This is a genomic window from Emticicia sp. 21SJ11W-3 (assembly GCF_024138715.1).
Taxonomy (GTDB): Bacteria; Bacteroidota; Bacteroidia; order Cytophagales; family Spirosomataceae; genus Emticicia; species Emticicia fluvialis.
In genome coordinates, this window is sequence record NZ_CP092074.1 from 342255 (window position 1) to 355532 (window position 13278).

The following is a 13278-nucleotide window of genomic DNA, read 5'->3' on the forward strand; positions in this document are numbered from 1 at the left end:
GTATGCCTGATGTAATTCTTAAACCAAACTGTGCTATTAAAACATCATTTCTGCCTGACTGGTTATCTCAGACACGAAAATACCGGGTAAGCCCCAGACTCTTACGCTCAAGAAAAGCAATAATGAGTATAAATAAGAGGCTCAGCGCAAGGCGGAATGGAATAGAATAGTAGGGATTGTCTATTTTGATTTGCCATACGGCAAAAATCAGTACACCTGCCGCTGTAAGATAAGCCGTAACGCTGCTTAGCTCATAGGGTATGGGGTAGTACTTTTGGCCGAACCAATAACAAAGGGCCATCATTACAAAAGAAGAGGAGGCAAAGGTAAGCGCACAACCAACATAGCCCATCTGAGGAATGAGGATGAGGTTCATAACGACTGAAATAAAAACCCCTATAAAAGTAAGAATGGTACCAAAATGGGTTCTGTTGCTTAGCTTAAACCAGATAGACATGTTCTGATACACACCTATAAACAAATTGGCCAATAATAGTATGGGTACAACTTCAAGCCCGAACCGGTAATTTTTGCCAAGCAACAGGCTGATTAAATCTATATTGAGGCTTACCCCAACCCAGATAATAATACAGGCTATGGTAAACCATTTGGTAGCTGTGGCGATCATAGCCGGAGAGTTTTTGTCTTCTGCCTTAGAGAAAAAGAAAGGGTCTGCCGCATACCGGTACGCCTGCACAACCAGCAGCATAAAAATAGACAGCTTATATACATTGGCATAAATACTAAAAGCGGCATCGGTAGAAAGGCCCTCGTAGAAACCCTCCGGTAAAATGCTTCTGAACATCAGCCTGTCGGCTAACTGATTGGTAGCACCTGCCAGACCCATAATTAACAGTGGGTAAGCATAGATAAGAACCGGTTTGAATTTCTGGAAATCGAAAGTAAACCTGAAACCGACAAACTCGCGCCAGAGCAACAACAATGTAACAAGGCTTGCAATAAAGTTTGCCCAAACGATGTAATCCGGCCCTATTTTCGGGTTATAGAAGAAATCGGCAAAGGGTTTCCAGTCTGGCAGCATGAAGCCATCATGAATGTATTTACAGAAGGTCAGGTAAAAGACGTTCAGACCTATATTGACAAATATGTTAACCAGCCGTATGGCTACAAATTTTTTGGCTCGGTTTTCGGCACGTAGTTTAACAAATGCAATGGCGGCTACGGCATCAGTTGCCAGAATAATAGCAAACCAGACAATTAGCCTTTCTTTACCGGGGAAACCCATCAGGTTAATGATTGGGGTAGCTGCAAAATAGATTATACCAGAAAAAACTACACTGGTTAGGATAACGTTTGATAATATCAGATTATAGTATTCCTGGCGGTTTTCTTGTTTACTGCCATAGCGGAAGAAAGCAGTTTCCATGCCGTAGGTATACACAATGTTTAACAGCACAGCATAAATATAAAGCTGGTTGTTGTCGGCAAGTAAGCTCTGTTCAGGAAAAACCCTTGTGTGTACGGCCACCAGAAGCCAATTCAGAAATCTACCGGCAATACTGCTGATACCATAGAGGGCCGTATCACTTGCTAATTTTTTTACTACGCTCATGTTTTAATTGAAGGGGGGTGTCCCGCTCAGAATCTGATTACCTGAACCTTGTCGTTATTTTTTGCCAAAATTAGCATATTTTTCTTTGCCCCTTTTACAATTTTCATGCGCCGTACCTGTCCGGTACTGAAAAGGCCTGTGGCGTTTGGTTTCATTACTTCAAATTTACCCTGTCCGGTACCGTGAAGTACTAATCCGCGGTTACTATCATAACGCCCTATTTCAGGTAGTACATCATAGAAATTGCCTGTAAGAATAATATCAAGCTGATTGTCATGGTCGAAATCGCAGGTTTCTATGCCATAAACCGGAGAAAACTGTACTTCAATGGGTAAGGGCAAAACACTGAAATTTCCTTTGCCGTCGTTGATAAAGAAAGAAGTCTGCGGTTGCACAACCGATTTCTCAATCATGCCCTCTTTTTGAGCGCCGGTAAATATTTCATCCACCGATTTATTAGCATAGTCTTTGTGATACACAAACCGTTCTTTGATAGACGGAATGGCTCTTTGTAAGTCAGGCTTTTGCATCATGGGTACCAGCTTGCCGCCGTTATACACGCAAATGAGTTGTTCTACCGAGCCGTTTTTATCAAAGTCGTTCACATAAAGCATGGCTGGTTGTTCTTTAGTGGCTCTGAGTTTAGAGTTTAAGCCCAGATTACCCACAATCAGGTCGGGGTCTCCGTCGTTATCAATGTCCGCCACTTTTATGGCATTCCACCAGCCTTGCGTGTTTGCCACAGGTTCTGGCATAAGTTTTCCTTTCTGATTTTTGAGAATCGTAACCGGCATCCAGTCTCCGGCCAATATCAGGTCTTGCCAGCCGTCGTTATCAATGTCAGCCCATGACGCATCCGTTATCATGCCTAATTCGCCCAGGTCTTCGGTAGTAAATTGTCCTTTGCCGTTATTTCTTAATATATGGCTTTTAGGGCTTTTGCCATATTGGGCGCTAATCATTCTTGAACCCACAAATAAGTCCTGGTCTCCATCTTTGTCAAAGTCGGCCGCCACTACACAAGAAGCATTCTGGTAAAGAGCAGGTAAAACTCCGGGCGTGAAATTCCCCTTGCCATCGTTAATAAACAGATTGTCTTTCAGTAGCGGGCTACCATTCAGAAATTCATTACCACCTGTGGCCACGTATAAATCCAAATCTTTGTCGCCGTCTGCATCAAAAAACGTAGCGGCTACCTCGTCGGCATGAGTACTGGCAAACAATTGCCCGGATACTTTGAAAGCCCCGGCTGGTGTTTGTAAAAACAGCTGACCTACGGTTTTGGCAGCAGCGCCAACATATACATCTTCCAGGCCGTCACCGTTTACATCTCCTACCGCCAAAGCAGGCCCTTCTCTTGAAAACATCTGCTTCAGGGTAGCATCACGGTTATAGTCAACAAAATCGTTTTCTATATGTTGATAGTTTAAACCCGATTGTGCAGTAATATCGGTAAAATATCTGGTTTGTGTTGCGGGTGTCTGAATGGCAGCCTGATTTGCATTTCTTTGTTCTAATACTAAATCGGCATCAGCTTTAGGGTTTTTTATGGTTTGCTTTCTGTCATTTTGCCAGATAACCGTCAGCGAGTCAATGGTTGGGTTATTGTCAAGCCCAAAGATTAAGATATGGTCGCTTGATGACTGAAACCCGTGATTGGGTATGGCCTGGAGAAACTGTATTTTGCCTTGCTGATACACATAAACTTTGGCTCCTATACCCAGCGTATTTTTATTCTGACCTTTCAGATTTATTCTCAAAAAGTGTTTTTTAAGTTTTTCAACCGTATGGTTTCTGTAAATAGATACCGGCATATTGTTGTTATTAACTACCAGGTCAAGGTCTCCGTCGTTATCTAAATCGCCATAGGCAGCACCGTTTGAGAAGCCCGGCTCGCCCAGCCCCCATGCTGCTGCTCTGTTTTCAAAGGTTAGACCACCCAGATTACGAAACGCATAATTGGCAATTGGCTGAGAAGGCATTTTCTCTACCATTTTATTGATGTTGAGCTGCCCGTTCTTGTCTAGCATTTGTGGCACCGTATTTTTATCAGCCAGAAAGCTGATAAAATCCTGGTCGGTCAGGTCATGTACTATACCATTGGCTACGAAGATGTCTTTCCGGCCGTCATTATCCATATCAAAAATTAAAGCGCCCCAGCTCCAGTCGGTGGCATATAAGCCTGACAAGGCCGCTATTTCGCTGAAAACCGGAAGGCCGTCACGGTTATAGCCACTGTTCAATTGCAGGGTATTGCGGGTATATTGATGATAGAAGTCCCGGTTTAATTTGATTTGCTCTAATTCATACGCCTCAAAGCTGGCGGTAGTTTTCAGGCGGTAGTCGTCATGGGGCAGCATGTCTGTAACAAAGATATCCGGCTGGCCGTCGTTATTGATGTCACCGATATCAGCCCCCATCGAGTTAAGGCTGGTATGCCCCATCGATTCTTCAACGGCTTCTTTAAAGGTGCCGTTTTTCTGGTTAATATACAGGTAGTCGCGTTCGTAGAAATCGTTTGAAATGTAGATGTCCAGCCAGTTGTCGTTATTCACATCTCCTACGGTAATACCAAGGCCGAAACCTATCAGGCTTCCGTAAATACCTGCCTGTTGGCTTACATCTACAAAATGATTGTTATCGTTTCTGAATAATTTATGCCCGCCAAAAGGGTCTCGCTGGCCGCGCAGGTTCTGGTATTGCAGTTTATTGACCTGTATAAAACTGTTATTGAGCAGATACATATCGAGGTCGCCGTCGCGGTCATAATCAAAAAAAGCGGCGTGGGTAGAATATCCCCCATCAAAAAGGCCATATTCCTTTGCCATTTCTCTGAAAGACGGAACACCGTTCCGTCCTACGCCCTGATTAATAAACAGCTCATTTCCCCGGGTATCATTTTTTAATTCACCAGAGTTACAAACGTAAATATCCATCAGGCCATCGCCGTTTACGTCGGCAAAGGTTACGCCGGTACTCCAGGCCTTGGTACCCTCAACCCCAGCGAGTTGAGTGATGTCTTCAAACCGAAATGAACCATCTTTTTGAGCGCCTTTATTGAGATACAGTTTATTGTCTCCCTGATTAGCCGTAAGATAAATATCAGCAAAGCCATCGTTGTTTACATCGCCAATGGCAACCCCTGCCCCGTTATAAAAATTACGGTAGTTAATGATATTCATTTCGGGGGTATCCACAATTTTATTCGTAAACTCAATGCCCGTCTGCGAGGCATCGAGCGTTTCAAACAGATAGTCCTGAGAATTTTCTTTGCAGGAAAACAGTGAAATGAGAATAAAACAATAAAGCAGTGATTTGGTCATCATGAAAATATAAGCATGTAAAATTAACAATAGAAATGGAATATTATTGCTATTGAAGAGCCAGGCGATAATTATAATTAGCACCAGATAGAGGTATTTTAATAAAGCAAAGCACAAAAAATTGACAGGCAGGGTTTTAGGCGAAAGGCTTTTTGGGGTAAATCATACACCGGCTTCCACTTTCTGACAGCGGCATGCCGAATAATTCTTTTATACTTTTTAAATTATTTAGCTTCATAATCAGTAATTTTGAGGTCTTGAAAACGCGTACAGGAAAGATAAATGACCACCGAAAGAATGCTTGATACCGAACTTAACCAGCTTGCCCGAACATTAGAAGGAGAACTCCATTTTGATAAAGTGATGCGCACACTCTATGCCACCGACGCATCGGCGTATAGAGAAATGCCATTGGCCGTTGCCATTCCAAAAAATGAATCTGATTTAAAAAAACTCATATCTTTTGCCAGAGCCAACAACACGTCGCTGATACCCCGCACCGCGGGTACATCACTGGCCGGGCAGGTAGTAGGGAACGGCATTGTGGTTGACGTATCAAGAACCTTCACCCAAATACTGGAGCTTAACCGCGAAGAAAGCTGGGTAAGAGTACAACCCGGCGTAGTGCGCGACGAGCTGAACATGTTCCTGAAGCAGCACGGGCTGTTCTTTGGCCCCGAGACCTCAACGGCCAACAGAGCCATGATTGGCGGCATGGTGGGTAATAACTCATGTGGTTCTAACTCGGTAGTGTATGGTTCTACCCGTAACCACCTGATGGAGGTAAAAGGATACCTGAGTGATGGCAGTTACGTAGAGTTTAAGGATTTAAGTATTGATGAATTTAAGAAAAAGGCCGGTTCAGCCGACGACAGTCTGGAAACCAGAATTTACAGGCATGTGAACCAGATATTGAGTAACCAGCAAAATCAACAGGAAATAAGGAATGAGTTCCCGAAGCGAACCATTGAACGCCGCAATACAGGCTACGCCATTGACGAGCTGCTGGAAACAGAAGTGTTTACCCCAAATTCAACAGCGCCTTTCAACTTTTGTAAGCTGATAGCAGGCTCAGAAGGGACGCTGATTTTCATTACTGAAATCAAGCTGCATGTAAATCCGCTGCCACCCAAATTTTCAGGACTGGTATGCGTGCATTTCAATTCGGTAGACGAGTCGCTGCGTGCCAATCTGATTGCGCTTCAATACAAGCCATCGGCCGTAGAGTTGATAGACCATTACATTTTAGAATGTACCAAAGAAAATAAGGAGCAGCGGCAGAACCGCTTTTTTGTACAAGGCGACCCCGGGGCAATACTGGTAGTAGAATTGTCAAGAGACAGCATAGAAGAAATTCAGCAACTGGGAGCTGCTATGGAAGCCGAAATGCGTGCCGCCGGGCTGGGCTATCATTTTCCGGTATTGTTCGGAGAAGATACCAAGAAAATATGGACTTTGAGAAAAGCAGGATTGGGTTTATTGTCGAATCTGCCAGGTGATGAAAAAGCCGTAGCTGTGATTGAAGACACGGCAGTTGATGTAAACGACCTGCCCGAGTTTATCGTAGATTTCAATAAGATACTGGCGCAACAGGGTATGTCGGCGGTGCATTATGCCCATGCAGGGTCAGGGGAGATCCACCTTCGCCCCATTATTAACCTGAAAACGCAGGAGGGGCATCAGCAATTCAGGTTAATTGCTGAAGAGATTTCAACCCTTGTAAAAAAATATAAAGGCTCGCTTTCTGGTGAGCATGGCGACGGACGTTTGAGAGGAGAGTTTATCCGCCAGCAAATAGGGGATAAAAACTACGATTTAATTAAAGAACTGAAGCAGGTCTGGGACCCTCAGCATATCTTCAATCCGAATAAGATTGTAGATACCCCGCCAATGGATAAGTTCTTGCGTTATGAGGCCGGCCAGCAAACACCAGCATTTAAAACGGTGTTCAGGTTTCATAATCAGGATATTTTGCAGCACGCCGAGCAATGCAATGGCTCAGGCGACTGCCGTAAAACAGAGTTGAGTGGGGGCACTATGTGCCCCAGCTATATGGCTACCCGCAACGAAAAAGATACTACCCGCGCCAGAGCCAATATATTGAGAGAAACCCTGACACGCTCTGACAAGCTCAATCGCTTTGATAGCAAAGAAGTAAAAGAGGTGATGGATTTGTGCCTGGTTTGTAAAGGCTGTAAGATGGAATGCCCGTCAAACGTAGACATGGCCAAGCTGAAAATGGAGTTTTTGCAACATTACCACGACGAACACGGCGTGCCGGTGCGCTCATGGCTGGTGGGTAATTACTCAAAAATGAGCAAGATAGCGTCTTATGTACCCTGGGCCTATAATCTGGTTTTCGACAACGCACCTTTACGTAAAATAGCGAATAAATTAGTGGGCTTCCATCCGGAGCGCACCATGCCGCTTTTGCAGAAGGATACCCTTAAAAGCTGGTATGATAAAACCGTAGCCAGAACAAACGACAAAAACGCTGAAAAGAAGGTTTATCTGTTTTGTGATGAGTTTACCAATTTTAATGATGTTGAGATTGGCAAAAAGACGGTATTCCTGCTGCAAAAGCTGGGGTATCAGGTTGTTATCCCCGAGCATACAGATGCAGGCCGGGCGTTTCTGTCTAAAGGTATGCTGAAAGATGCACAAAAACTGGCCAATAAGAATGTTAATCTCCTGAAGGGTATCATAAATGAAAATACACCTTTGATAGGCATTGAGCCGTCAGCCATTTTAACGTTCAGAGATGAATATCCTGACCTGGTTGATGCAGAGTTAATTGATGACGCCCGCGAACTGGCTAAAAATGCCCTGATGGTAGACGAGTTTATTGCCCGTGAAATAGATAAAGGAAATATCAGCAAAAACAGTTTTACTAACGAGAAAAAACTCATAAAACTGCACGGGCATTGCCAGCAAAAAGCGGTGGCATCGCTTACACCCACCAAAAAAATGCTGTCGTTCCCGGCCAATTATGAGGTCCATCTCATTCCATCGGGCTGTTGCGGTATGGCGGGTTCATTCGGTTATGAAGAAGAACACTTTGATATATCAATGAAAATAGGTGAGTTGGTGCTTTTCCCTACGGTTAGAAAACAACCCGAAGAAGTAATTATTGCGGCACCCGGTACCAGTTGCCGCCACCAGATACATGATGGCACCGGCAGAAAAGCCCTGCATCCGGTAGAGATTCTATGGGATGCCCTGGTCTGACCAGCGCTGCCGGCAAGGGTTGGTTTGTATCCAACAATATCAAAGAATATAATTTTTTAAAGAAGGGTTGTTTTTATTATGTGTACAAACAATTGAAAATCAGTTGTTTGTAAGTAAAAAATTGATTGTTTTTTTGAACTCAAACTTATAAAAGACAGTTTTGTTAGGTAAGTTTGACAGTTAATCAGGATACAAAAAGTAAAAAATGAGCAATCGCACACTGTTAAGTTTAGAGTTAACAACACCCACCGACGACGATAGACCTGTTTACCTTACCGGAAATTTCTGTAACTGGTATCCGGATATGGCAGAGTTTGAAATGCAGAGGGTAGCAAAAGGAAAATATAAGTTTAATTTTTCGCCAGAAGGGCCGCTTCCCGAAAAAATAGAATACAAATATACCAGAGGCGGTTGGGACCACGTAGAACTGGATGATTACGGTAACTCTCCGGCTAATCGGATTATCACCAGAAAACAGGGCAGTGTAAAAGACTTTGTGCCTTACTGGCGGCTAGAAGGCTCTACCGCATTTATTGCTAATCTGATGCCCGAGGTTGAATTGGTTTCCGACAGTTTTGCCATTCCGCAATTGGCAACAACCCGTGCCATTCATGTGCTTTTACCGCATGATTATAAAACAAACACAGAAAAGTATTATCCGGTATTATATATGCAGGATGCCCAGAACCTTTTCGGTGAGGGCTCTGACTATGGTAACTGGGAAATAGACAAACGCTTGTCATTACTGGCCAGGCAAAAGAAAGGCGATGTTATTATTGTAGCCATAAACCATGGAGACAAAGACCGCTTTAAAGAATACTCGCCCTACACCGTGCCCTCAAAAGGCAAAGGGTTGGGCATGAAATATGCCAATTTTGTAGTTCGCACGCTGAAACCTTATATTGATAAAAACTACCGTACCAAACCAGAGGCTACCGCAACGGGTATAGGTGGTAGTTCAATGGGCGGATTAATCAGTTTATACGCAGGTTTGATGTACCCGGAGACCTTCGGTCGATTAATGGTATTTTCACCTTCTTTGTGGGTATCAGGCAAGATTTATTTTGATATCGGCGAATTCTTCAGTCCCGTTAGCAGTAAAATATACCTTTATGGTGGCGGCAAAGAAGGTACTCCTATGATACCGGACTTGAAAAAACTAAAGCAGACCATGGAGGCACAGGGCTGGAGCCAGGAAAAACTGGAAATAAAGATTTCGCAAGACCCGAAAGGCGGGCATGACGAAAAAAGATGGGGGGAAGAGTTCCCGAAAGCCCTTGAATGGCTGTTTTATTAATGCCATGAAGCTATTTAATTGTTTTTAGCCACTGCGTTATTAAGGCATTGGCATTGGTGTATTTATTGTACAGGTCTTATTACTGAACACAAAGCTTATGAAAATTAATATCTCTTCTCAACTGAACAGCCCGCAGGCGATTGTATATCCATTGTTAGACAACGAGGAGCTATCAGCTAATCTGGTTAAAATTGCCGGTGAGGCCGGGCTCAGTGCAGACGCATTGCAACAAGATTTTAAAGCAGGGCTGAAAGAGATTCTACCACTTTACACAGCCCAAAAAGACCTTCAAAAGATTTATCTTATTGGGCTTGGCAAAGAGCCTAAACAGGCTGATTTTATCAAAGTTTTCCGTTCATTCTTTTATAAGCATAAAAAAAGGCTACCGTTGGCGGTAGGCATAGACCTGAATGCAAGCAAGCTGGAAACCAGCATTGAGTATATAATCAACGGTGTTTGTCTGGCCGAATACGAAATCGGAGTTTTTAAAACTGATAAAAAAGCGGAGGCTGATTTCTTTTCAGCTGATTCGGAGCTGACTATCGTCGTTCCTGAAAAAACTGTGGAAAAAGCTCGTACATCAGCGGAGATAGGGGAGGAGACTGCCAAAACGCAAATCAGGATTATGAGCCTGGTAGATGCCCCGGCCAATATCAAATATCCGCAAAAAATGGCTGAATACGCCCGGCAGGCAGGCGAATTGTATGGTTTTGATGTTAAGGTATTTGACGAAAAAGAATGTGAGAGCCTTGGCCTCGGTGCCTTAGTGGCCGTTGGCAAAGGCAGCACCGAAAACCCGCCGCGATTCATAGTGCTTGAATATAACCTGTCAGCACTGGCTGAAAAACCCCTCAGAAAAATCGGTCTGGTAGGTAAAGGCGTAACTTTTGATACCGGAGGGGTTTCTATTAAAGGTTCGGGTAGCATGAGCTACATGAAGTCTGACATGGGCGGGGCTGGGGCGGTATTAGGTACCATTGAACTGGCCGCTAAGTTAAAACTTCCGGTACATCTGATTGGGGTGATTCCTGTAACAGAAAACTGTGTGGATGGAAATGCTTTAAAACCCAGTGATGTAATCAATACTTATTCAGGCAAAACTATTGAGGTAATTGATACTGACGCCGAGGGTCGCATCATTCTGGCTGATGGTCTGTCTTATATAAAAAAGGTATACGAACCGGAAGTAATCATAGATTTGGCAACGCTTACGGGCAATTGCATTGCGGCACTGGGGTATAATGCTGCCGGGCTGTTATCTAATAACGATGAACTGGCAGAGCAATTATTGGCTACCGGACAACTGAGTGGCGAGAAACTCTGGCGCCTGCCTTTGTGGGATGATTACAAAGACATGATGAAGTCTGACATTGCCGATGTAAAGAACCTTTCTTCATTGCCCATTGCAGGGGCGATTACGGCGGCCAAATTTCTGGAGATTTTTATCGATGGGCACAGCAACTGGGCGCATTTAGATATCGCCGGTATGGCCTTTGCAGACTCTGAGTACGGCTCTATGAAGTCGGCCACTGCCTATGGTGTAAGGTTGTTGACCACTTGGTTGAGAGGGCTGTAATTTCAGCTTAGCTAAAACGTAATTTTCATCAGATTTTGTTTAAATTTGACCACTACCTAAACAAAATCTGATGAAAAACATTTCTCTCTTTCTTCTCCTTTTTGTTCTTTTTCCTGCCTTTGCTCAAAAGAAAAAAGCAAAGGCGCCTGTTGCTCCCGATACCCTGCGACAACTGGATGTATTTGTTAATAAAATGCTCACTGAATGGAGCGTGCCAGGTGCGGCTTTGTGTATAGTGAAAGACGGAAAACTGCTATATGCCAAAGGATACGGGGTTAAAGATGTAAAGACCCAGGCCCCGGTAACTGCGCATACGCTTTTCGGCATTGCCTCATGCTCTAAGTCTTTTACGGCGGCCTGCCTCGCTATTCTGGCTGATGAAGGTAAGCTGGACTGGAATAAGCCTGTAAAGGAATATATGCCCGATTTTCAGCTGAATGATGAATATGCCACGCGCACCATTACAGCGCGTGACTTGGTTTCGCATCGTTCAGGTCTGCCTCGTCATGATTACGTCTGGGTATCGGCTCCACTGAATAGAAAAGAAATGTTTGAGAGACTGAAATATCTGCCCCTCAATAAACCCATATATGCCCAGTATCAATATAATAACCTGATGTACATGGCAGCAGGTGTGTTGATAGAACGCCTGTCGGGTAAAACCTGGGAGGCGTTTATGCAGGAGAAAATCCTTGACCCCCTGGGCATGAAAACCACAGTATTGACCTACCCCGAAATGCTGAAAAGTAGTGATTACGCCCTTTCTTATGATGACGAGAAGAACCCCACCAAAGAAGCAGGCTTTGATAGCAATGTAGACGGCATTGGCCCAGCCGGGGCAGTAAAAGCAAACGTAACCGAAATGAGCAACTGGCTTATGCTGCAACTCAATAAAGGAAAAGCCGATGGTAAGGTAATAATATCAGAGAAAAACCTGAACGAAAACCACACCCCCTGGGCGGTTGTGCAGCCTGCTGAAGCAAAATACCCTGAACTGGGCTTTAGCACCTACGGCATGGGCTGGAACATCAACACCTATCGCGGGCATCTGCGTCGGCAGCATGGTGGTTCTATAGAAGGTTACCGGTCTTTAATGACCGTTCTCCCGAACAATAACTTGGCGGTGTTCATCACCACCAACACCGGTGCAGTGGGCTACAATTTGGTAAACACCGTTACCAATTACATTGTAGATACCTACCTTGAAAAAAACGTAATAGACTGGAACAGCCGTTTGAGAAAAGATTTCACGGATGCCAAAGAGAAATCGACCCAAGCAAAACTAGATAACGAAGCCCATCGGCAGAAAGATACCAAACCTACACACACGCTCAGCAGCTATGCAGGTTTTTATGAGCACCCTGCCTACGGAACGCTTACATTGGCAATGGATGGTGAAACACTGAAGGCCGACTTCCACACAGAAAAAATAGCGTTGCGCCATTACCATTACGATATCTTTGAAGGCCAGGGCGATTGGGAGGGTATTAAATTCAAATTCCTGATGAATGCCAAAGGAGACATCGACCGGGTCTCTGTTGAAATGCCTGCTGCCACTATGGACATTGAGTTGAAGAAGAAGTGAAGTTTATCTAACCTAACTGGCGGTTTCAAATTGATTTTCTGCCAAATAATATTTTTAACTTTTCTTTTTGAAACACCAACCAGAAAAACCATTTCGCTGGGCTGTTCTGTTTTAATCTACTCATCAACAGGCTTTTAGTAAGGCTGTTCAGTTAAAAAATCTTAATCCCAATCTATCTACGAAAAAATTCGTAATAAAATTTGGAAGTGTAATTCCTTTTATATTACATTTGTTACGAAATAATTCGTAGATGATTTCTTCGGTCCGGAAAGAAGAAAACAAATTAAGGAAAAAGATAATTATGGAAAAGCCAATCAAGATTAAACCCACAGAGTCGGAACTGGAAATATTGCAGATACTCTGGGCATTAGGTAAAGCCACAGTTCGACAGGTGAACGACGAGCTGTCTAAAACCAGAGAAGTGGGCTATACGACAACCCTCAAACTGATGCAGATTATGTTTGAGAAACAACTGGTAAGCCGTACCGACGAAGGCCGCTACCATGTCTATGAAGCCGCAGTAGGTGAGGAGTCAACCCAGGGCATGCTTCTTGATAAATTTATTGACACCGCGTTTCGCGGCTCGGCTACCCGCATGGTAATGCAGGCTTTGGGCAACCAGCAGGTAAGCAAAGCAGAACTGGATGAAATCAAAAAACTGATTGATTCTATCGAAAAAGCAAAGTAACCTATTAC

Annotated in this window: 7 protein-coding genes; 5 read left to right on the forward strand and 2 right to left on the reverse strand. The window is 43.9% G+C overall.

Annotated elements, in window-relative coordinates; translation table 11 throughout:
* Positions 1–67 precede the first annotated feature (67 nt).
* A complete protein-coding gene (locus tag MB380_RS01370) occupies positions 68–1573 on the reverse strand; it encodes a lipopolysaccharide biosynthesis protein (RefSeq protein WP_253532400.1) in 1506 nt (501 codons plus the stop codon).
* Positions 1574–1599: 26 nt separating this feature from the next.
* Positions 1600–4899, reverse strand: a complete 3300-nt coding sequence (locus MB380_RS01375; RefSeq protein WP_253532402.1) for a VCBS repeat-containing protein — start codon at positions 4897–4899, stop codon at positions 1600–1602.
* Positions 4900–5178: 279 nt separating this feature from the next.
* On the opposite strand from MB380_RS01375, the gene MB380_RS01380 reads away from it, so the two are divergent.
* The 5 genes from MB380_RS01380 to MB380_RS01400 all read left to right on the forward strand — a co-directional run bounded on the left by MB380_RS01380 (position 5179) and on the right by MB380_RS01400 (position 13270).
* Entirely contained in the window at positions 5179–8124 is a 2946-nt protein-coding gene (locus MB380_RS01380) for an FAD-binding and (Fe-S)-binding domain-containing protein (protein ID WP_253532411.1), read from the forward strand.
* A gap of 205 nt (positions 8125–8329) precedes the next feature.
* Entirely contained in the window at positions 8330–9421 is a 1092-nt protein-coding gene (locus MB380_RS01385; protein WP_253532412.1) for an alpha/beta hydrolase, read from the forward strand.
* A gap of 97 nt (positions 9422–9518) precedes the next feature.
* The gene (locus MB380_RS01390) at positions 9519–10997 is read left to right on the forward strand and encodes a M17 family metallopeptidase (protein ID WP_253532414.1); all 1479 of its coding nucleotides are present in this window, start codon (positions 9519–9521) and stop codon (positions 10995–10997) included.
* Between the two features lie 70 nt (positions 10998–11067).
* A complete protein-coding gene (locus MB380_RS01395) occupies positions 11068–12582 on the forward strand; it encodes a serine hydrolase (protein WP_253532416.1) in 1515 nt (504 codons plus the stop codon).
* A gap of 301 nt (positions 12583–12883) precedes the next feature.
* On the forward strand, positions 12884–13270 hold the full coding sequence (locus MB380_RS01400) for a BlaI/MecI/CopY family transcriptional regulator (RefSeq protein WP_101728277.1): 387 nt from the start codon (positions 12884–12886) through the stop codon (positions 13268–13270).
* Positions 13271–13278 lie beyond the last annotated feature (8 nt).